Consider the following 21,091-nt stretch of genomic DNA (forward strand, 5'->3'; position numbering starts at 1 on the left):
GTATTACATCCGCTACCGTTTAATTCATAAGCATTTTTACCCATACTTAACATGGGGATGCTTTTTATTCATTCAGCCAGTCTATGTGTTAAATAGTGTTGCAGGCGGGCAAGCATTGCGCATAATATGCGACGGTCATAATAATAATTATCGTTTACATTCCCATTACCACTCCAGAGATAATGCAATGGCTTTTCAATGCTCGCTTTCAAACTCAGTCCAAAAAGGCGCATTTAAGCGCCGGACGCTCGCATTAACCATTACCGCCGTTCTGAGCTCCACCGCGTTTTACGCAGGTGCAGCAACCACAGCAACCGCGAAAGAAGATACGATTAATGTTACCAGTTCGGCATCTGCTCAAGCCGGGCAAGAATCTGCATGGGGCCCTGCGGCGACCATCGCGGCAAAACACAGTGCAACCGGGACAAAAACCGATACGCCACTGGTGAAAACCCCGCAGTCTGTTTCCGTGGTCACCCGCGAAGAAATGGACATGAAGCAGCCTGTGACGGTCAAAGAAGCTCTGGGTTATACGCCGGGTGTCTTCGCCAGTCGTGGCAGTTCCAACACCATCGATGCTATGGCAATCCGTGGCTTCACCTCTGTGAATACCAACCAGTATCTCGACGGTATCAAACTTCAGGGTGATAACTATTCTGAAGTGTCGATGGATCCGTACATGCTTGAGCGTGTTGAAGTGCTGCGCGGGCCGTCTTCCGTTTTGTACGGTAAAAGCAACCCGGGCGGCGTTGTCAGCATGGTCAGCAAGCGCCCGACCACTGAACCTCTCAAAGAAGTGCAGTTCAAAATGGGTACGGATAACCTGTACCAGACCGGTTTCGATTTCAGCGATGCCATCGACGATGCGGGCGTGTATTCCTACCGTCTGACCGGTGTGGCACGTAGTCAGGATACGCAGCAGGAAATGGCGAAAGAAAAACGCTATTCCATTGCTCCGTCTTTCTCATGGCGTCCTGATGATAAAACTGATTTCACCTTCCTGAGCAATTTCCAGAACGATCCGGATGCGGGTTACTACGGATGGTTGCCACGTGAAGGCACCGTTGTGCCGTATTACGACGCCAATGGTAAAGCGCATAAACTGCCGACAGATTTCAACGAGGGCGAAGCGGGTAACCGCATGTCCCGTACTCAGAAAATGGTCGGTTATAGCTTTGCGCACGAATTCAGTGATACCTGGACCGTGCGTCAGAACCTGCGTTACACCAAACTCGATACGGAATATAAATCGGTTTACGGCTTCGGCTACCTCGGCAACGGCAACATTACGCGCAGCTATGTTCAGTCCAAAGAGAAGCTGGCGAACTTTGATGTCGATACGCAGGCACAAGCTAAATTCGGTACCGGTGATGTCGATCACACCGTGCTGATGGGTGTCGATTATATGCGTATGCGTAACGATATTGATGCAGATTACGGTAGCGCAAGTAATCTGAATCTGGCGAATCCGCAGTACGGTAACGGCAATGTCTCGCTGTATTTCCCGTATGAGATCCTCAACCGTCAGGAACAAACGGGCCTGTACGTGCAGGATCAGGCGGAATGGAACCAGTGGATCCTGACTCTCGGTGGCCGCTATGATTTCGCGAAAAGCTCAACCTTTACGCGTTCAAGCAATACCTCTGCGCAGATCAACAATGAGCAGTTCACCTGGCGTGGTGGCTTGAACTACCTGTTCGACAACGGTATTTCTCCGTACTTCAGCTACAGCGAATCCTTTGAACCGACTGCCGGAGCGACCAAAGAAGGGAAACCGTTCGATCCTTCAATGGGCAAACAGTATGAGGCTGGGATCAAATACATCCCGAACGATCGTCCGATCAGCCTGACTGCGGCGGTATACCAGCTGACGAAAGACAAAAACCTGACGGTCAATCCTGCTGATGCCGCCTTTAGCGTTCAGTCTGGTGAAATACGTTCGCGTGGTGTGGAACTCGAAGCTAAAGCAGCGATTAACGCCAACATCAACGTGACGGCGTCCTACACCTACACAGATGCAAAATACACGCATGACACCAATTTCGAAGGCAAGCGTCCTGTTGAAGTGCCTGCGAATATGGCCTCCCTGTGGGCAGATTACACCTTCCACGAAACGGCGCTTAGCGGCCTGACAGTAGGCTCCGGTGTGCGTTATGTCGGTGCCAGCTCCAGCTTCTACACAACGAACGGTGTGAATGCAGACAAAGCGAATGAAGCATTCAATGTCTCTTCTTACACACTGGTGGATGCAACGGTGAAATACGATCTGGGTCGTTTCGGCCTGCCGGGTTCTTCTGTGGGCGTGAACATCAACAACTTGCTGGATCGTGAGTACGTTGCCAGCTGCTACCGCGATTACGCCTGCTACTGGGGTTCAGATCGCCAGGTTGTGGCAACAGCAACCTTCCGTTTCTAAAAGTTTTAAGCAGTTAAATCCGGGCACGCTGGTCGTGCCCGTTTCCTATTCACGTCCGGACGTCAACGTAGAAAATCCTATGCCTGATAACAACGTACACCCGTCTTCGTCGCTGCCTGACAGCGTCTTTCGCCTGCAAGATGTCAGCTTTTCAGTGCCGGGGCGAACGTTGCTCGCGCCGCTGTCGCTGACCTTCCCGCAAGGAAAAGTGTGCGGGCTGATTGGCCATAACGGCTCCGGGAAATCGACGTTGTTAAAAATGCTGGGGCGACATCAACCGGCGACGTCCGGAACGATTTATCTGAATGAAACGCCGCTGGCCCAGTGGGACAGCAAAGCGTTTGCGCGTCAGGTGGCGTATCTGCCGCAGCAACTTCCGGCCGCAGAAGGCATGACGGTGCAGGAACTGGTGGCGATTGGCCGCTATCCGTGGCACGGCGCGTTGGGGCGTTTTAAACATCAGGACAAAGAAAAAGTCGAAGAAGCCATTGCGCTGGTGGGCCTGAAACCGTTCGCCCAGCGTCTGGTCGACAGTCTCTCCGGCGGCGAGCGTCAGCGTGCGTGGCTGGCGATGATGGTCGCACAGGACAGCCGTTGCCTGTTGCTCGACGAACCGACTTCCGCGCTGGATATCGCGCATCAGAAAGATGTGCTGGCGTTGATCCAGCGCCTGAGCCGTGAGAAAGGCTTAACCGTGATCGCGGTATTACATGATCTGAATATGGCAGCGCGTTACTGCGATGAGCTGATGGCATTACGCGGCGGTGAGATGATCGCGCAGGGCGCGCCGGAAGACATGATGCGCGGTGACGTGCTTGAACAAATTTATGGTATTCCGATGGGCATCCTTCCGCATCCTGCGGGTGGTGCGCCGGTAAGCTTCGTATACTGATATGTCTGATATTCAACGTTATTCAGGGCTGACGCGCCGTCGTCTTTTACAGATGATGGCGCTGTCCCCGTTACTGACTTCCCTGCCAGCGCTGCCTGCCTCGCGTCCCGATCTGAGCCGTATTGTTACCCTCGAGTGGTTGCCTACCGAGCTGCTGATTGCGCTCGGCGTGATGCCGCTGGCGATTGCTGATATTCCCAATTACAACCTGTGGGTGGCGGAACCGCCGCTGGCGCCCGGCGTTATCGATGTCGGCCAGCGCACCGAGCCTAACATGGAGCTTATCCAGCAACTGAAACCTTCTTTGTTGCTGATAACCGAAGGTTATGGCCCGGACACCCAACAGCTGGAAACCATCGCGCCAGTGCTGGGTGTGAAAGCCAATGACGGCAGCGCGAAGCCGATGCAGCTGGCGATCAAATCGCTGCATAAGCTGGCGGATTACATTGGTTTGCAGGATCGCGCTGAACAGCATTTGCAGGTTTATAACGACGCAGTTGCGAAAACGCGTGAACTGATGAAACCGGTATCCCAACAGCCGGTTCTGCTGATCACCTTTATCGATCCGCGCCACGTTCTGGTGTTTGGTCAGGGCAGCATGTTCCATGAAATCATGGGCGATGTCGGGCTGACCAATGCGTGGGGGGGCGAGGGCAGCTTCTGGGGCAGCGTGTCGGTGGGCGTTGAGCGCCTGACCAGCATCAAAAATGCCCGTGTGCTGTGCTTTGATCACGGCAGCGCCGACATCATGGACGCGGTTGCCAAAACGCCGCTGTGGAAATCGATGCCATTCGTGCGTGCTAATCAGTTCAGCGTTGTCCCCGCCGTCTGGTTCTACGGCGCAACGTTCAGCGCCATGCATTTCTGTAAAATCCTGAACAGCACTCTGGGGAAACCGGTATGAACCGCCGCTCACTCAGCGTTTCGCTGATCCTTCTTTTGGTTCTGGCGCTGGCGGCCGGTGCGCTCAGCATCTACAACCTGCATCAGCAATTGCCTTATCACTTATGGCGCGGCGCGCTCTGGCAGCCGGATATCGACGATGTTCAGCAGATGCTTTTCCATTACAGCTCACTACCGCGCATCGCCGTCGCGCTGCTGGCCGGTGCTGGTCTGGGGCTGGCCGGTTTGCTGTTCCAGCAGGTATTACGTAATCCGCTGGCCGAACCCGCGACGCTGGGGGTTTCGGCGGGCGCGCAGCTCGGCCTGACGATCGCCACGCTCTGGGCGCTGCCGGGCGGCATGATCACGCAGCAGTTTGCCGCGATGACTGGCGCGGTAGTGATCGGCGGGCTGGTGTTCGGGATTGCCTGGGGCAAACGTATGTCACCGGTGACGCTGATCCTTGCCGGTCTGGTGCTCGGCCTTTACTGCGGCGCGGTGAATGGCCTGATCGGCATCTTCAATTACCAGGGCCTGCAAAGTCTGTATATGTGGAGCAGCGGTTCGCTGACGCAGCAGGACTGGGACGTCGCGACATTTTTACTGCCGCGCGTGATTATCGTCTGGCTGCTGGCGTTCCTGTTACAGCGCCCGATGACGCTGCTCGGGCTGGATGACGGCGTCGCAAAAAACCTCGGTTTAGGCTTATCGGCAGCGCGTCTGGCGGTGCTGACGCTGGCAATTTTGATGAGTGCGCAGCTGGTGAACGCCGTCGGGATTATCGGTTTTATCGGTCTGTTTGCGCCACTTCTGGCAAAAATGCTCGGCGCACGTCGCCTGACCGCGCGTCTGGTGATGGCTCCTCTGATTGGGGCATTGCTGCTGTGGCTCACCGATCAGGTGATGCAGTACGTGACGCAAATCTGGATGGAAATCCCGACCGGTGCCGCGACCGCGTTAGTCGGTGCGCCGCTGCTGCTGTGGCTGCTACCGCGCTTGCGTAACAGCATGACGCCGCCGCCGATGAATCAGGGCGACAATGTGCCCAATGAACGTCAGCATCTGGTGCGTTGGGTTGCGCTGGCTTTACTGGTGCTGCTTGCCGGGCTGGTGGTGGCGCTGATGGTCGGGCGCAATGCGACAGGCTGGAGCTGGGCGACGGGCGCAGATTTACAGGCGCTGTTGCCGTGGCGTTTACCGCGCGTGCTGGCGGCGCTGGCGGCGGGAATTATGCTGGCGTCTTCCGGCGTGCTGATCCAGAAGCTGACCGGCAACGCGATGGCGAGCCCGGAAGTGCTGGGGATCAGCTCCGGTGCGGCGACCGGCGTCGTGGTGATGATGTTTATCGTTCCCGGCGATGCGTTTGTCTGGCTGCTGCCTGCGGGCAGTGCCGGTGCCGCGTTAACGTTGCTGGTGATTATGGTCGCCTCCGGCCTGCGCAGTTTCTCGGCGGAACGGATGTTGCTGACCGGCATTGCGCTGAGTACCGCTTTCACCACGCTGATGACGCTGCTGCTGGCCAGCGGCGATCCGCGTATGGGCGGTTTGCTGACCTGGCTTTCCGGTTCGACCTATTCAGTGACTGCGCCGATGGCGTGGCGAACGCTGGCGCTGGCTGCCGTGCTGATGGTCATCGTGCCGTTCTGCCGTCGCTGGATAAACATCTTGCCGCTCGGCAGCGTGACCGCGAAATCCGTCGGGCTGGCGCTGACGCCAACGCGTGTGGCGATCCTGCTGCTGGCCGCCGTAATGACGGCGGCCGCAACGCTGACCGTCGGGCCGCTGAGTTTTGTCGGGCTGATGGCACCGCATATGGCGCGCATGATGGGATTCCGCCGCGCCGTTCCGCAGTGGATGGTGGCGAGTATTCTCGGCGGTCTGCTGATGGTCTTCGCGGACTGGTGTGGCCGTATGGTGATCTTCCCGAATCAGATCCCTGCCGGTTTGCTCGCGACCTTTATCGGCGCGCCGTACTTTATCTATCTGCTGAGAAAGCAGGCGAGTTAACGTGTTTTGCTAATAAAAAAGGGGCCAGATGGCCCCTTTATGCTTTCTGCCAGATAGCGGCTTAAAGCTTAGCGAAACAACGGCGCGCGGCGTCAATGGTGCGCTGAATGTCTTCCTGTGTGTGGGCCAGAGACATGAAGCCCGCTTCGAACGCGGAAGGTGCCAGATAAATGCCTTCTTCCAGCATCATGTGGAAGAATTTCTTGAAACGCTCAACGTCGCATTTCATCACGTCCTGATAGCCGGTGACGGTTTTGGCATCGGTAAAGAACAGGCCAAACATGCCGCCGACGTGGTTCACCACGAACGGAATGTTCTCATCTGCTGCGGCTTCACGTAAACCTTCAGCCAGCTGTGTGGTGCGTTCGGTCAGGGTCTGATGAACGCCCGGTTGTGCCACCTGCGTCAGGCAGGCGATACCGGCGGCCATCGCAATCGGGTTACCGGAAAGCGTACCCGCCTGATACACCGGGCCGGTTGGCGCCAGCGCTTCCATCACGTCACGGCGTCCGCCAAATGCGCCCACCGGCATACCGCCGCCGATGATTTTTCCCAGACAGGTCAGGTCAGGCGTTACGTCGTAATAATCCTGAGCACCGCCCAGCGCGACGCGGAAACCGGTCATCACTTCGTCGATAATCAGCAGTGCGCCGAACTCATCACAAATTGCACGCAGGCCCGGCAGGAATTCCGGCAGTGGCGGCACGCAGTTCATGTTGCCCGCGACCGGCTCAACGATGATACAGGCGATATCGTCCGGGAACTGTTCAAACGCCGCGCGGACAGAATCCAGATCGTTATAGGTACAGGTCAGGGTATGTTTGGCGAAATCAGCGGGCACGCCCGGCGAGTTTGGCTGGCCGAGAGTCAGCGCGCCGGAACCGGCTTTCACCAGCAGGCAGTCGGCGTGGCCATGGTAGCAGCCTTCGAATTTGACGATTTTATCGCGATGCGTGAAGCCGCGCGCCAGACGGATAGCGCTCATGGTCGCTTCTGTACCGGAGTTCACCATGCGAACCATGTCCATGCTTGGCACCAGTCCGGTGACCAGCTCGGCCATTTTGACTTCCATTTCGGTCGGTGCGCCAAAGCTCAGGCCGCGTTGCGCTGCTTCAATAACCGCGCTGCGGATATCCGCGTTGTTGTGGCCAAGCACCATCGGGCCCCACGAGCCGACATAGTCGATATAGGCTTTGCCATCGGCATCAAACAGGAACGCGCCGTCTGCGCGCGCAATGAATAAGGGGACGCCGCCGACGCCGGAGAAGGCACGTACCGGCGAGTTAACACCGCCCGGGATTAGCGCTTGCGCCTGCGTGAACAGACTTTCTGACTTACTCATTATTCGGCTCCTGAATTGCTGGGTTCTGTATGTAATAAGAATGTTGATGCGCCCATTCTAGTGAACTGAGCGGCGTTATCAAACCGTAAACCGTGCGGCATATTGTTGCAGATCCTGTCAGGCGGGCATTTTGTATGATTAAATCCATCAATATTTCCTAACTCTTTCCGAATCACCTTTCCTGCCATGAATGAATCAGAGACTGAAATGTTAGAACGCCCGCCTTTGCGCGGCCCCCGTAAACGCAGCGAAATTCTGCGAATTTTCCTGCGGCGCGATAAAACGCCGGTAACGATTTTGATGGTCGCCGCGGTGGCCGGTACTGTCGCCGGGCTGCTCGGCGTGGCGTTCGAAAAAGCAGTGAACTGGGTGATGCACCTGCGCCTTGCCGGTCTGGGCATTTTCAGCGATTACTGGATCCTGCTGTGGCCGCTGACCTTTGTGGTTTCCGCCGTTCTGGCGATGTTTGGCTATTACCTTGTGCGGCGTTTTGCCCCGGAAGCGGGCGGCTCCGGAATTCCTGAAATTGAGGGCGCGCTGGAAGAATTACGGCCCGTTCGCTGGTGGCGCGTGATCCCAGTGAAATTTTTTGGCGGGATGGGCACGCTCGGCGCGGGTATGGTACTGGGCAGGGAAGGGCCGACTGTGCAGATGGGCGCAAACGTCGGGAAAATGATGGTGGATATTTTCCGGCTGCGCAGCGCCGAAGCGCGCCATTCTTTGCTGGCAACCGGCGCGGCGGCGGGGCTTTCGGCCGCTTTCAACGCACCGCTGGCGGGGATCCTGTTCATTCTCGAAGAGATGCGCTTGCAATTCCGGTACAGCCTGATTTCCATCAAAGCGGTGTTTATCGGCGTGATTATGTCGAGCATCGTCTTCCGCATTTTCAACGGCGATGGCGCAGTGATTGAAGTCGGGAAACTGGCGAACGCACCGCTCAACACGCTGTGGCTGTATCTGGTGCTAGGTATGGTGTTTGGCGTGGTGGGCGTCAGCTTCAATGCGCTGATTTTCCGTACGCAGGATATGTTTGCGCGCATTCACGGCGGCAGTCTGAAAAAAATCCTGATTATCGGCGGCATACTGGGTGGTTTTTGCGGGCTGCTCGGGCTGGTTCAGCCGGAAGCGGCAGGCGGTGGTTTCGCGCTGATCCCGCTGGCGGCGGCCGGGAAATACAGCCTGCTGATGCTGCTGTTTATCTTTGTTGTCCGCGTTGCAACTACGTTGTTGTGTTTTGCTTCCGGTGCGCCAGGCGGGATTTTCGCACCGATGCTGGCGCTCGGCACCTTGCTGGGCACCGCATTTGGCACCGCCGCGATGTACTTTTTCCCGCAATACGGCATCGAGCCCGCGACCTTTGCGATTGCCGGAATGGGAGCGTTATTTGCGGGCAGTGTACGTGCGCCGCTCACCGGAATTGTGCTGGTGCTGGAAATGACCGATAACTATCAGCTCATTTTACCGATGATTATCACCTGTCTCGGCGCAACGTTGCTGGCGCAGTTTTTGGGGGGTAAGCCCTTGTATTCCGCCATTCTTACCCGCACCCTGCAACGGCAGGAACGTGAAAATGCCGAAAAAGCGCAGGCAGAATCTGAGACGGAAGGCACCAATAGTCAGGACAGCGCGACCAAAACATCCCATACTTGAAGCATTAACTCATGTATAAGATAATGAGTACATTATTCAGACAGTCAATCCGGCGGCCTGAACAAATACGGATTGGGAGCGAGAGATTATGAGCGAAGCATTGTTGAATGAAACTGCTGCGTTGCCGTTACAGTTTACTGAAAACGCAGCGAAGAAGGTGAAGAACCTGATTTCTGATGAAGAAAACCCGAACCTGAAACTGCGTGTTTATATCACCGGGGGTGGTTGCAGCGGTTTCCAGTACGGTTTTACCTTTGATGACAAAATCAACGACGGCGACATGACCATTGAGAAATCCGGCGTGGCGCTGGTGGTCGATCCGATGAGCCTGCAATATCTGGTAGGCGGCTCCGTGGATTACACCGAAGGTCTGGAAGGCTCACGTTTTGTTGTGACGAATCCAAACGCTAAGACGACGTGTGGTTGCGGCTCTTCTTTCAGTATCTGATTACCCTTCATCCTTCAAGACGCCTCTGCGTTGGCTGCCTTTACTCACCCCGGTCACTTACTCATGTAAGCTCCCGGGGATTCGTTCAGTTGCCGCCTTGATGCAACATGAATGATTTTGGGTATACAAGGACTGAACAAAAAAAAAGCCCGTTTGCTGATGCAGACGGGCTTTTTTAATGCTTGATAGCGGGGCGCTGGAGTAAGTAAGCATTCACATGCAACTTACCATTCCACTGTCACCAGTTTGGAATCTGTGCTGATGCCCGGCACTGAGGCGAGCATCATTTCGCTAATGTGCGGCTGCATCATCGTGCGGCTGGCGCAGGTGACGGACGTGCCGGAGTGCGCGATATCGACTTTGCAGGTCGGTAAAATGGTCAGGCTGATATGGATCTCGCCACTTGTCATGCCCGCGACCGCGACCAACGGGCTCAATGCCAGCAGCACGCTGAGTAAGAGTACTTTCATTAATATTTTTCCTGCTGGTGTAATGACAATAAAAATCAGCCGGGGGCTGAAAAGGTTATCGGTAATGTTTTCGTGGCCTTTAATCCAAATTTCTTATGATTTGGATGCCAGTCATGCCTTTTTGTGACGTTATTTTTAACGTTCTGGCGTGACTTTTATTATTTCGTTTGTACAACAAAGAGATAACGTTAAAGCGGGGAAAGTGCACGAACCGTATAATTCTACGTCAGGCATATTACCAGATGACAGGGCTGAATTCTTGACTTTGGTTAATAAAAGAACAATTCAGAAAAATGCGACACGGCGCCTGTTTTGGGCAGAAACTTTTTTGTTAGTGAGCATTTACCTTTGAGGCAAGGCGGCGAGCTGAGGGCAGAGCTGTTGTGCGGCCAGCAAAATACGGGGGCCCGCACGGCTGAACCAGTCCGGCTCAAGAGCGATAACCTGCGCGGTGAGCAGGGAATGCCAGTATCCTTCAATGATCGTTTTTTGCGATTTCCCACCTGATATAACAATAACCTGTGGCTGACGGCTTAAAACCTGCTCCCGGCCGACCTGAGGCCAGGGAACCGGGCTGTCAGCGAAAACGTTTTTAGCGCCACAGACTTCCAGAACCTCACTTTGCATTGTCGCCGATGAGGCGGTAAAAAGCGGCAGTGTACCGAACTGAATAAAAGCGGGGATCGGTTTTTCACGATGATATTTCAGTTTCAGCGCCTGCCATTGCTGGCGAAATTCTCCGGCTGCCTGCTGAGCGAGGGAGGGATTGGGGCTGTAGGCGGCCAGCTGCTCCAGAGCCCCCGCCACCTGCTCTGCATTTTCCGGATCCAGATAGAGAATTTTAATGCCAAGAGATGCCAGTTGCTCCAGCGGGCGCTGCGGATTGCCCCCGCGCCACGCGAGGATCAGATCCGGTTTTAGCGTAACAATGCGTTCCACGTTTATCCCCTGCCAGTTAGCCACCTGTTCAATCTTGCCGGCCTGCGGAGGGAAATCGGAGTAAGCACTTACACCAACGAGCTGGTTGCCCAGCCCGGCGGCGAACGCCAGTTCTGTCAGATTGGGCGCAAGGCTGATAATTCGCTGCGCCGGGGATGCTGCTGCCACCAGAGGCAGCGACAGAGCCGTCAGCAAAAGACAGAACCGGCGCATTATCACTCTTCGGAAGCTGCCAGCGCTTTCAGCATGGCATCAACCATCAGCGTGGATTGCTGTGCGGCGACCACCAGGAACTCTTCAAAGCTCAGGTGAGATTCGCTGTCCGCAACGTCTGAGATGGCACGTACAACCACGAAAGGCGTATCGAAAAGATGGCAAACATGGCCCACTGCGGCGGCTTCCATTTCCACGGCAGCGACGTTCGGGAAGGTGGCGCGGATACGGGCCAGAGGCGCGGCACCGTTAATGAAAGCATCGCCGCTGCACACCAGACCGCGCACGGCGTTCAAATCCAGTTCGCGGATACAGGTTTCAGCCAGTTCGACCAAAAACGGAGCGGCGACGAAAGCCGCCGGGCAACCGGCCATCTGGCCCGGTTCGTAACCAAATGCGGTGACATCCGCGTCGTGATAGCGAACTTCATCGGAAACCACGATATCGCCGACTTTCAGCGTTTTCGCCAGACCACCGGCAGAACCGGTGTTGATTACCACATCCGGGCGGCAATGTTCCAGCAACAACGTCGTCCCCATCGCCGCAGACACTTTACCGATACCGGATTTCAGCAGCGCCACGTCTACACCGTTCAGCTGACCGGTATAGATTTCGCAGCCCGCACGTTCGATAGTCTGGCGGTTGATGATTTTGTCTCGCAGCAGGGTCACTTCCTGCTCCATTGCGCCGATAATGCCTACTTTCATATAAATACTCGCAGATGTGTGTGGAATGAACCGCAGCTTGTGCGGAATTGACGGTTTAATAACGAAAACAATGTGCGATAGTCTATCATGGCTAAAGGGAAGAGATAATGCGTTTGGGGTGCGGGTTTTATCACGCAAAAGCGTGCTGGTTTTACGCGTGAGTGGCTGAAAAGGTGGAAAATCATGTCCGGGATCGATTTTAAAGCGAAATTCAATTTTCAGCGTCCTTTCAGCGCGCCGATTGAGGTGCGTGATGCTTACGACGTGGTTCGCCAGTTTGAGAGCGATCGCGGGCGAATCATCAATTCTGCGGCAATCCGCCGTCTGCAACAAAAAACACAAGTCTTCCCGCTGGAGAAAAACGCCGCCGTCCGCAGCCGCCTGACGCATTCACTCGAAGTTCAGCAGGTGGGGCGCCACATTGCCAAAGAAATCCTGCATCGCCTGAGCCGTCAGGGAAAACTCGAGGCTTACGGGCTGAGCGATGTGACCGATCCGTTCGAAAGCGTGGTTGAAATGGCCTGTCTGATGCATGACATCGGCAATCCGCCTTTCGGGCATTTCGGCGAGTCGGCGATTAATAACTGGTTCAAAAAGCGCATGGATATCGAAAGCTGTGGCGAAACGCCGCCGGAAACCGATTCCTGCCTGGTGGCCTGTTTGCGGCTGGTAGCGGACGAGGCGGAGCTGAATCAGCTGCGCAGCAAAATCCGTTATGACCTCAGCAATTTTGAAGGTAACGCGCAGGCTATTCGCCTGGTATTTACGCTGCTGAAACTCAATCTGACCTACAGCCAGACGGCCTGCATTCTGAAATACACCCGCCCGGCATACTCGCTGACTAAGCTGTCCTCACATGATTATCTGATGAAAAAACCGGGTTTTTATCTGGCTGAAGAACCGTTCATCAAAGATTTGCGCAGTGAGCTCGGACTTGGGGAATTCAACCGTTTTCCGCTGACCTACATTATGGAAGCCGCAGACGATATTTCTTATTGCATTGCCGATCTTGAAGATGCGGTCGAGAAAAGCATATTCAGCGTTGAAGAACTCTATAAATATCTGATGCGTGAATGGGGCGACATTGAGAAGAATGACATCTTCGATAAAGTGGTTCGCACCGCGTATGAAAAAATGGATAAAGCGAAAACGTTCCGTAATCCGGTGGATTATTTCTTTATGGAACTTCGTGTTCAGACGGTTAAACAGCTGGTGCCTCACGCGGCGCGCAGATTCATTGATAATATAGACGATGTATATCAGGGAACCTTTAATCACGCGCTGCTCGAAGATGACAGCCAGGCGAACCGGCTGTTAGAAATTTATAAAGCTGTCGCTTTCAAACAGGTATTCAACCACCCTGAAGTCGAGGAGCTGGAATTACAGGGGTACCGGGTGATCAGCGGATTGCTGGATATTTATAGCCCGCTGCTGGATATGCCATTGGCTGATTTTAGCCAGCTGGTTCGCGAGGATACACACCGGGAATATCCTATAGAAACCCGTTTGTTGCATAAGATTTCTGCCAAGCACCGGCTGGCGTATAACAATGCCGTCGTGGGGCTGGAGGGGGTAGAAGACGCAGAGTTCGCAGCCCAGGAGTTTTATTACCGGGCGAGAATGATTCAGGATTATATCAGCGGCATGACAGACCTTTACGCGTATGACGAATATCGCCGTCTGATGGCTGCTGAATAATTTAGGGTAAAAGTTAAGAGCTAAATTTAAACGTCTTTAATTTACTTTACGGAACTGGCTGAAAAAGCGTCATTTGTAAATACTGACAATAATTTTTTACCATTGTCAGTGTGACCCTGATGAACTTCACGCTATTAATACTCTCTCAGTATCACGACTACCAAGCAATGCGACTATTTTGGTTGCCACAATAATTTTAAGAGATCCTGAAAATGAAAAAATCGAGTTTATTCCTCAGCGCATTAGCGTTAAGTATCGGTATGGCAATGGCCCCGGTTTCTTCTGCACTGGCTGCTGAAACTGCATCATCCAGCACCACTCAGCTTCCAAGTCTGGCCCCTATGCTTGAGAAAGTGATGCCATCCGTGGTGAGTGTGAATGTGGAAGGCAGCGCGCCGGTGAAAACCCCGCGCATGGGCCAGCAGTTCCAGCAGTTCTTTGGCCAGAATTCGCCACTGTGCCAGGATGGTTCTCCGTTCCAGGGTTCGCCTGTTTGCCAGGGCGGCGGTCAGGATGGTCAGCCAGCACCTGAACAAAAAGAAGATTTCCGCGCACTGGGTTCCGGCGTCATCATTGATGCGGACAAAGGCTATGTGGTGACCAACAACCATGTGGTCGATAACGCGACTAAAATCAGCGTACAGCTGAATGATGGCCGTAAGTTCGATGCGAAAGTGATCGGCAAAGATCCTCGTTCTGACATTGCGGTGATTCAGTTACAAAATGCGAAAAACCTGACAGCGATTAAGATCGCCGATTCCGAACAACTGCGCGTGGGTGACTACACCGTGGCTATCGGTAACCCCTATGGTTTAGGCGAAACCGTGACATCCGGTATTGTTTCTGCACTGGGACGTTCCGGCCTGAACATTGAAAACTACGAAAACTTCATCCAGACGGATGCGGCGATTAACCGTGGTAACTCCGGCGGTGCGCTGGTTAATCTCAATGGTGAGCTGATTGGTCTGAATACGGCGATCCTGGCACCGGACGGCGGCAACATCGGTATCGGTTTTGCGATCCCAAGTAACATGGTGAAAAACCTGTCCAAACAGATGATCGAATTCGGCCAGGTTAAACGCGGTGAACTGGGCATCATGGGGACTGAGCTGAACTCTGAGCTGGCGAAGGCAATGAAAGTTGACGCACAACGCGGGGCGTTCATCAGCCAGGTCATGCCGAAGTCAGCCGCTGAGAAAGCGGGTATTAAAGCCGGTGATGTCATCCTCAGCATGAACGGTAAATCTATCAGCAGCTTTGCTTCGTTCCGTGCCGATATTGGTACTCTGCCAATTGGCACAAAAGTGACGTTAGGCCTGCTGCGTGATGGTAAGCCTATGAATGTGGATGTCACCATCGAGCAGAGCACTCAGACACCGAAAGTGGAGTCCGGTAATATTTATACGGGTATCGAAGGTGCTGAGCTGAGCAATGGCGCTGCCGGGGATCAGAAAGGCGTTAAAGTCGATGACGTGAAAGCCGGTTCTACCGCTGCGCGCATTGGCCTGAAAAAAGGTGACGTCATTCTGGGTGTGAACCAGCAGAAAGTCAGTAACCTCGGCGAACTGCGTAAAATCCTTGATACCAAGCCATCAGTGCTGGCACTGGATATTCAGCGCGGAGATACTTCAATCTACCTGCTGGCACAGTAATTTCCTGCCGCAACTCCCTGCACAAAGCACGCTCCGGCGTGCTTTTTTTTATGCCTTTTGTTGGGCATTTGCTTAAAAATGTGACCTTAACCACAACTTCAATAGGTGCTTTCGCTCTTTGGGCATTTGCATAATGAATGGCGACAGCCTGCTGAGTATGCTGTTCTGACAACGATAAAACAGGCAAGGCAGGGTTCCATGTCGGCGTATCATCTCGATGCAAAGCTGGCGCAGCAGATTGTTGCCCGCACAATGCAAATTATTGATAGTAATGTGAATGTCATGGATGGACGTGGAAGAATTATTGGCAGTGGTGACGACCAGCGTCTTGGCGAATTGCACGAAGGTGCTTTGCTGTCTATTTCGCAGGAACGCATTGTCGATATTGATGAAGGCGTTGCGCGGCATTTGCATGGCGTGCGCCCCGGAATCAACCTGCCGTTGCGGATAGACGGACAGATTGTCGGCGTGATCGGCCTGACGGGCAACCCGTCACAGCTGCGGCAATATGGCGAGCTGGTCTGCATGACGGCAGAAATGATGCTCGAACAGGCGCGTTTACTGCATATGCTGGCGCAAGACAGCCGCTTACGCGAAGAGCTGGTACTCAATCTTATACGCGTGGATGAGCTTTCTCCGGCGCTGATGGAATGGGCGCAGCGGTTAGGTATTGATCTCAATCGGCCGCGGGTAGCGGCGGTGGTTGAGGTGGATAGCGGGCAACTGGGTGTCGATTCTGCAATGGCGGAATTGCAGCAGTTACAAACGCTGCTGACAACGCCTGAGCGTGACAACCTGATTGCTATCGTTTCGCTTACGGAAATGGTGGTGCTGAAGCCCGCGTTAAACAGCTACGATCGCTGGGATCCGGATGGTCATCGCCAGCGTATTGATCATCTGCTTTCCCGCATGACGGAGACCGGGCGTCTGCGCGTGCGTATTTCTTTGGGCAACTTCTTTACCGGCCCGGGCAGCATTGCCCGTTCCTACCGGACGGCCAGAACCACCATGACGGTCGGTAAACAGCGGATGCCGGAACAACGCTGCTATTTCTATCAGGATCTCATTCTGCCTGTGCTGCTCGACAGCCTGCGCGGCGGCTGGCAGGCCGACGAACTGGTGCGGCCTCTCGCGCGGCTGAAAGCGACGGATGGTAACGGATTACTGCGTCGTACGCTGGCCTCATGGTTCCACAATAACGTGCAGCCGACCGCAACGTCCAAGGCGTTGTATATTCATCGTAATACGCTGGAATATAGACTAAATCGTATATCCGAATTAACCGGACTGGATTTGGGGAATTTTGACGATCGTTTGTTGCTGTATGTGGCATTACAGTTAGATAACGACCAGTTGTGATTTTCAGCATTAATTCGGGTTGCCGGGCTATTCACCGGCAGCCCGGATAATGTTGAGCATTTCTTATTAAATATTCAGTATTTTTATGAGCGTGACACGGGTCACAGCTGTTTCACTTTTTGTGAAACAACTCGCACGACGCTGGGCATTCGCCTCAAGATAAATGCAAAGCGCTGTCTATGCTTGTTGTTTTGCCTAATGAGTGGCCAGTTGATACTCCATATACTGGCTCCATTCCTTCCTCTGTGAACCCTACAGTTCTGTGGCTGGAATGACTTATACCGCCGTGTATATGCACTGCCAATAAATCTGGAGAACACCATGGAAACTACCGTTTCGGCCGCCAGTGCCGTAAAAAAAAGAACAAATGCGCGCTACTGGATTGTGGTGATGTTATTTATCGTCACTTCATTTAATTACGGCGACCGTGCGACATTGTCTATTGCCGGTTCAGCGATGGCAAAAGACATCGGGTTGGATTCAGTCGGGATGGGATATATTTTCTCGGCATTTTCCTGGGCCTATGTTATCGGTCAAATACCCGGTGGCTGGTTGCTGGATAAATTTGGCTCCAAGAAAGTTTATTTCTACAGTATTTTTATCTGGTCTTTATTCACCTTGCTGCAAGGTTTTGTCGATATATTCAGCGGTTTCGGCATTGTGGCTTCCCTCTTTGCATTGCGGTTTCTGGTCGGCCTGGCCGAAGCGCCCTCATTCCCTGGTAACAGCCGTATAGTTGCGGCCTGGTTTCCTGCACAGGAGCGCGGTACGGCAGTGTCGATTTTCAACTCTGCACAGTATTTCGCGACGGTCATTTTCGCCCCGATTATGGGCTGGCTGACGCACGCGGTAGGCTGGTCACACGTCTTCTTCTTCATGGGCGGGCTCGGGATCATTCTGAGTTTTATCTGGATGAAAGTGATCCACGATCCTAAAGATCATCCGGGCGTCAACCAGGCCGAACTTGATTACATGGAAGCGGGCGGTGCGCTGATCAATATGGATCAGAAAATCGCCCATAAAACGGCAGTTAAAGGCGAAAAGCTTTCTCAGATTAAACAATTAATGAAATCACGCATGATGATTGGCATCTATATCGGCCAGTACTGCATCAATGCGCTGACCTACTTCTTTATCACCTGGTTCCCGGTTTATCTGGTCCAGGCGCGCGGTATGTCAATCCTTAAAGCCGGGATGGTGGCCTCGGTTCCGGCGATTTGCGGGTTCCTGGGCGGGGTGCTGGGCGGGATTATTTCCGACTATCTGATGCGCAAAACCAACAACCTGACGTTCTCCCGCAAAGCTCCGATTGTGATCGGCATGCTGTTGTCTATATCGATGGTGGCGTGTAACTACGTCAATACTGAGTGGATGGTCGTCGGCATTATGGCATTCGCCTTCTTCGGCAAAGGTTTGGGCGCGCTGGGCTGGGCAGTGATGGCCGACACAGCGCCGAAAGAAATCAGCGGGCTGAGCGGCGGGTTGTTCAACATGTTCGGTAACGTCTCCGGCATCATCACACCCATCGCCATCGGCTACATTATCGGTGCGACCGGTTCCTTCAATGGCGCACTGGTTTACGTCGGGATCCACGCTCTGCTTGCCGTTATCAGCTACGTCTTTATCGTCGGCAAAATTGAACGCATCCAGTTACAGCCTTTCGGATCCGCAAGTGCAGGAAAAGGAGTATCACGATGAGTACGCAATCTTCGCCGGTTATCACTGACATGCAGGTCATTCCTGTGGCAGGGCATGACAGCATGCTGATGAATATCGGTGGCGCACACGGCGCTTACTTCACCCGCAATATTGTGATTTTGACCGATAGCGCCGGTAACACCGGTGTCGGAGAAGCGCCAGGCGGGGAGGTTATTTACAATACGCTGGTTGAAGCCATCGCGCAGGTCAAAGGCCAGGAGGTCGCACGGATGAACCGGCTGGTGCATCAGGTCCACGTGGGCAATCAGTCGTCAGATTTCGATTCGTTTGGTAAGGGCGCGTGGACGTTTGAACTGCGCGTAAACGCGGTCGCAGCGCTGGAAGCCGCGTTGCTGGATCTGATGGGCAAATTCCTCGGGGTGCCGGTGTGCGAACTGCTCGGGCCGGGCAAGCAGCGTGATGAAGTCACGGTGCTTGGTTATCTCTTCTATATCGGTGACCGGCAGAAAACGGATTTACCGTATCAGGAAGGGGCGCGCGGCGTTCACGACTGGTATCACCTGCGTCATCAGAAAGCGATGGACAGTGAGGCTGTGGTGCAACTGGCGGAAGCTGCGCAGGACCGCTACGGTTTTAAAGATTTCAAACTCAAAGGCGGCGTACTGCCGGGCGAGCAGGAAATCGACGCAGTAAAAGCGCTGGCAAAACGTTTCCCCGATGCGCGCATTACCGTTGATCCGAATGGCGCGTGGTTGCTCGATGAAGCGATAGAGTTGTGCAAAAACATGCAGGGGATACTGAGCTATGCGGAAGATCCGTGCGGGGCTGAGCAGGGCTTTTCTGGCCGCGAAGTGATGGCGGAGTTCCGCCGGGCTACTGGTTTGCCCGTGGCGACCAATATGATTGCGACCAACTGGCGTGAGATGCAGCACGCGGTGATGCTGCAGTCGGTAGATATCCCGCTGGCAGATCCGCATTTCTGGACGATGCACGGTGCGGTTCGTGTCGCACAGTTGTGCAACGACTGGGGCCTGACCTGGGGCTGCCATTCAAATAACCATTTCGATATTTCTCTGGCGATGTTTACCCACGTTGGCGCGGCTGCGCCGGGTAAACCGACGGCAATCGATACGCACTGGATCTGGCAGGAGGGCAATCAGCGCCTGACCAAAGAGCCGCTGCAAATCGTCAATGGCAAAATCAAAGTTCCTGAAAAACCGGGGTTAGGCGTGGAGATCGACATGGATCAAATCCGTCGTGCTCACGAGCTGCACAAAAAACTGCCGAGCGGGGCGCGTAATGATGCCGTCGCGATGCAGTATCTGATCCCCGGCTGGAAATTCGATCGTAAGCGTCCGGCAATGGGGCGCTGATTACAGAATTTGAATTCACTAAGGAGTACGCATGACCTCTTCATCGACACCCAAAATTATTTCCATGCAGGTGATCCCGGTCGCCGGGCACGACAGCATGTTGCTTAACCTCAGCGGTGCACATGCGCCGTTTTTCACCCGCAATATTCTGATCCTCAAAGACAGCAGCGGCAACACCGGCGTCGGTGAAGTGCCGGGCGGCGAGAAAATTCGCCAGACGCTGGATGATTCCGCGTTACTGGTGATCGGCAAAACGCTGGGCGAATACAAAAACGTCATGACCGCCGTGCGCGAAAAATTTGCCGACCGCGATGCTTCAGGCCGCGGGTTGCAAACCTTCGATTTGCGCACCACAATCCATGTTGTCACCGCGATTGAAGCCGCGATGCTGGATCTGCTTGGCAAACATCTTGGCGTCAGCGTGGCATCCCTGCTGGGCGACGGTCAGCAGCGCGACGAAGTCGAAATGCTCGGTTATCTGTTCTATGTCGGCGATCGCAACAAAACGTCGCTCGGCTACCAGAGCCAGCCCGGCGACAGCTGCGACTGGTATCGTCTGCGCCACGAAGAAGCCCTGACGCCGGCTGCCGTTGTGCGTCTGGCCGAAGCCGCGTATGAAAAATACGGCTTCAATGATTTCAAACTCAAAGGCGGCGTGCTGGCCGGTAGTGAAGAAGCCGAAGCCGTGACCGCGCTGGCGCAGCGCTTCCCGCAGGCGCGCATCACACTGGATCCAAACGGTGCCTGGTCGCTGAATGAAGCCATTTCACTCGGCAAACAACTGCGCGGCGTGCTGGCGTACGCGGAGGATCCGTGTGGTGCTGAGCAGGGCTTCTCCGGACGTGAGGTGATGGCGGAATTCCGTCAGGCGACCGGTTTACCGACCGCGACCAACATGATTGCCACCGACTGGCGTCAGATGGGCCATACCATTCAGCTGAAATCGGTGGATATCCCGCTGGCGGATCCGCATTTCTGGACCATGCAGGGCTCAGTGCGCGTGGCGCAGATGTGCCACGAATGGGGCCTGACCTGGGGTTCACATTCCAATAACCACTTTGATGTTTCGCTGGCGATGTTTACTCAGGTTGCCGCTGCGGCACCGGGTAAGATCACCGCCATCGATACGCACTGGATCTGGCAGGAAGGCAATCAGCGCCTGACCAAAGAACCGCTGCAAATCAAAGGCGGTAAAGTGCGTGTGCCGGAGCAACCGGGTCTCGGCGTAGATCTGGATATGGATCAGGTGATGAAAGCGCATGAACTGTACAAAGGCATGGGGCTGGGCGCGCGCGATGATGCGCAGGGCATGCAGTTCCTGGTTCCGGACTGGAAATTCGATCCGAAGAAACCTTGCCTGGTGCGGTAGCCGTCAGATTCAAAA

At 54.4% G+C, this 21,091-nt stretch carries 16 protein-coding genes; 12 read left to right on the forward strand and 4 right to left on the reverse strand.

Annotated features, from left to right (window positions below; genetic code table 11):
* The first annotated feature begins 187 nt into the window (after window positions 1–187).
* The 4 genes from fhuA to fhuB all read left to right on the forward strand — a co-directional run bounded on the left by fhuA (window position 188) and on the right by fhuB (window position 6,197).
* A complete protein-coding gene (gene fhuA / locus CWS43_RS02255; protein WP_101075233.1) occupies window positions 188–2,416 on the forward strand; it encodes a ferrichrome porin FhuA in 2,229 nt (742 codons plus the stop codon).
* Between the two features lie 79 nt (window positions 2,417–2,495).
* Window positions 2,496–3,308, forward strand: coding sequence for a Fe3+-hydroxamate ABC transporter ATP-binding protein FhuC (gene fhuC / locus CWS43_RS02260; RefSeq protein ID WP_101075775.1), 813 nt, complete (start codon window positions 2,496–2,498; stop codon window positions 3,306–3,308).
* Between the two features lies 1 nt (window position 3,309).
* Window positions 3,310–4,212: a Fe(3+)-hydroxamate ABC transporter substrate-binding protein FhuD gene (gene fhuD / locus CWS43_RS02265; RefSeq protein ID WP_101075234.1), complete on the forward strand. Its 903-nt coding sequence runs from the start codon at window positions 3,310–3,312 to the stop codon at window positions 4,210–4,212.
* Window positions 4,209–6,197, forward strand: a complete 1,989-nt coding sequence (gene fhuB, locus CWS43_RS02270; protein WP_101075235.1) for a Fe(3+)-hydroxamate ABC transporter permease FhuB — start codon at window positions 4,209–4,211, stop codon at window positions 6,195–6,197. The genes fhuD and fhuB overlap by 4 nt, the downstream gene beginning before the upstream one ends.
* A 61-nt stretch (window positions 6,198–6,258) precedes the next feature.
* On the opposite strand, the gene hemL is transcribed toward fhuB, so the two are convergent.
* Window positions 6,259–7,539: a glutamate-1-semialdehyde 2,1-aminomutase gene (hemL, locus tag CWS43_RS02275; RefSeq protein WP_101075236.1), complete on the reverse strand. Its 1,281-nt coding sequence runs from the start codon at window positions 7,537–7,539 to the stop codon at window positions 6,259–6,261.
* Between the two features lie 186 nt (window positions 7,540–7,725).
* On the opposite strand from hemL, the gene clcA reads away from it, so the two are divergent.
* Together clcA and erpA are read left to right on the forward strand one after the other, a co-directional pair.
* Entirely contained in the window at window positions 7,726–9,189 is a 1,464-nt protein-coding gene (clcA, locus tag CWS43_RS02280; RefSeq protein ID WP_101075237.1) for a H(+)/Cl(-) exchange transporter ClcA, read from the forward strand.
* Window positions 9,190–9,277: 88 nt separating this feature from the next.
* Entirely contained in the window at window positions 9,278–9,637 is a 360-nt protein-coding gene (gene erpA, locus CWS43_RS02285) for an iron-sulfur cluster insertion protein ErpA (protein WP_369825840.1), read from the forward strand.
* Between the two features lie 224 nt (window positions 9,638–9,861).
* Here the strand turns inward: erpA and CWS43_RS02290 are convergent, their stop codons facing one another.
* The 3 genes from CWS43_RS02290 to mtnN all read right to left on the reverse strand — a co-directional run bounded on the left by CWS43_RS02290 (window position 9,862) and on the right by mtnN (window position 11,966).
* The gene (locus CWS43_RS02290; RefSeq protein ID WP_101075238.1) at window positions 9,862–10,107 is read right to left on the reverse strand and encodes a hypothetical protein; all 246 of its coding nucleotides are present in this window, start codon (window positions 10,105–10,107) and stop codon (window positions 9,862–9,864) included.
* Between the two features lie 342 nt (window positions 10,108–10,449).
* Window positions 10,450–11,262 (reverse strand): vitamin B12 ABC transporter substrate-binding protein BtuF, encoded by an 813-nt coding sequence (gene btuF, locus CWS43_RS02295; RefSeq protein ID WP_101075777.1) that lies wholly within the window; start codon window positions 11,260–11,262, stop codon window positions 10,450–10,452.
* Entirely contained in the window at window positions 11,262–11,966 is a 705-nt protein-coding gene (gene mtnN, locus CWS43_RS02300; protein ID WP_101075239.1) for a 5'-methylthioadenosine/S-adenosylhomocysteine nucleosidase, read from the reverse strand. The genes btuF and mtnN overlap by 1 nt, the downstream gene beginning before the upstream one ends.
* 183 nt (window positions 11,967–12,149) lie before the next feature.
* On the opposite strand from mtnN, the gene dgt reads away from it, so the two are divergent.
* From dgt to gudD, 6 genes are all read left to right on the forward strand, one after another.
* Window positions 12,150–13,664, forward strand: coding sequence for a dGTPase (gene dgt / locus CWS43_RS02305; protein WP_101075240.1), 1,515 nt, complete (start codon window positions 12,150–12,152; stop codon window positions 13,662–13,664).
* A gap of 212 nt (window positions 13,665–13,876) precedes the next feature.
* A complete protein-coding gene (gene degP, locus CWS43_RS02310) occupies window positions 13,877–15,316 on the forward strand; it encodes a serine endoprotease DegP (RefSeq protein ID WP_101075241.1) in 1,440 nt (479 codons plus the stop codon).
* Between the two features lie 198 nt (window positions 15,317–15,514).
* Entirely contained in the window at window positions 15,515–16,675 is a 1,161-nt protein-coding gene (locus tag CWS43_RS02315; protein ID WP_101075242.1) for a CdaR family transcriptional regulator, read from the forward strand.
* Window positions 16,676–16,996: 321 nt separating this feature from the next.
* Complete coding sequence (locus CWS43_RS02320; RefSeq protein WP_101075243.1) at window positions 16,997–18,373, forward strand: MFS transporter; 1,377 nt, start codon at window positions 16,997–16,999, stop codon at window positions 18,371–18,373.
* Entirely contained in the window at window positions 18,370–19,707 is a 1,338-nt protein-coding gene (locus tag CWS43_RS02325; RefSeq protein ID WP_101075244.1) for an enolase C-terminal domain-like protein, read from the forward strand. The genes CWS43_RS02320 and CWS43_RS02325 overlap by 4 nt, the downstream gene beginning before the upstream one ends.
* 31 nt (window positions 19,708–19,738) lie before the next feature.
* Window positions 19,739–21,076, forward strand: a complete 1,338-nt coding sequence (gene gudD / locus CWS43_RS02330; protein WP_101075245.1) for a glucarate dehydratase — start codon at window positions 19,739–19,741, stop codon at window positions 21,074–21,076.
* The last annotated feature ends 15 nt before the right edge of the window (window positions 21,077–21,091 follow it).

This window comes from Rahnella sp. AA (assembly GCF_002834385.1).
In the GTDB taxonomy this organism is placed as follows: Bacteria; Pseudomonadota; Gammaproteobacteria; order Enterobacterales; family Enterobacteriaceae; genus Rahnella.

Bases quoted from the DNA above. Each gene is read 5' to 3' on its own strand.
- degP (WP_101075241.1), top strand. From the start codon at position 13,877: ATGAAAAAATCGAGTTTATTCCTCAGCGCATTAGCGTTAAGTATCGGT.
- fhuB (WP_101075235.1), top strand. From the start codon at position 4,209: ATGAACCGCCGCTCACTCAGCGTTTCGCTGATCCTTCTTTTGGTTCTG.
- fhuC (WP_101075775.1), top strand. From the start codon at position 2,496: ATGCCTGATAACAACGTACACCCGTCTTCGTCGCTGCCTGACAGCGTC.
- hemL (WP_101075236.1), bottom strand. From the start codon at position 7,539: ATGAGTAAGTCAGAAAGTCTGTTCACGCAGGCGCAAGCGCTAATCCCG.
- clcA (WP_101075237.1), top strand. From the start codon at position 7,726: ATGAATGAATCAGAGACTGAAATGTTAGAACGCCCGCCTTTGCGCGGC.
- fhuA (WP_101075233.1), top strand. From the start codon at position 188: ATGGCTTTTCAATGCTCGCTTTCAAACTCAGTCCAAAAAGGCGCATTT.
- dgt (WP_101075240.1), top strand. From the start codon at position 12,150: ATGTCCGGGATCGATTTTAAAGCGAAATTCAATTTTCAGCGTCCTTTC.
- CWS43_RS02320 (WP_101075243.1), top strand. From the start codon at position 16,997: ATGGAAACTACCGTTTCGGCCGCCAGTGCCGTAAAAAAAAGAACAAAT.
- fhuD (WP_101075234.1), top strand. From the start codon at position 3,310: ATGTCTGATATTCAACGTTATTCAGGGCTGACGCGCCGTCGTCTTTTA.
- CWS43_RS02290 (WP_101075238.1), bottom strand. From the start codon at position 10,107: ATGAAAGTACTCTTACTCAGCGTGCTGCTGGCATTGAGCCCGTTGGTC.
- erpA (WP_369825840.1), top strand. From the start codon at position 9,278: ATGAGCGAAGCATTGTTGAATGAAACTGCTGCGTTGCCGTTACAGTTT.
- gudD (WP_101075245.1), top strand. From the start codon at position 19,739: ATGACCTCTTCATCGACACCCAAAATTATTTCCATGCAGGTGATCCCG.
- mtnN (WP_101075239.1), bottom strand. From the start codon at position 11,966: ATGAAAGTAGGCATTATCGGCGCAATGGAGCAGGAAGTGACCCTGCTG.
- CWS43_RS02325 (WP_101075244.1), top strand. From the start codon at position 18,370: ATGAGTACGCAATCTTCGCCGGTTATCACTGACATGCAGGTCATTCCT.
- CWS43_RS02315 (WP_101075242.1), top strand. From the start codon at position 15,515: ATGTCGGCGTATCATCTCGATGCAAAGCTGGCGCAGCAGATTGTTGCC.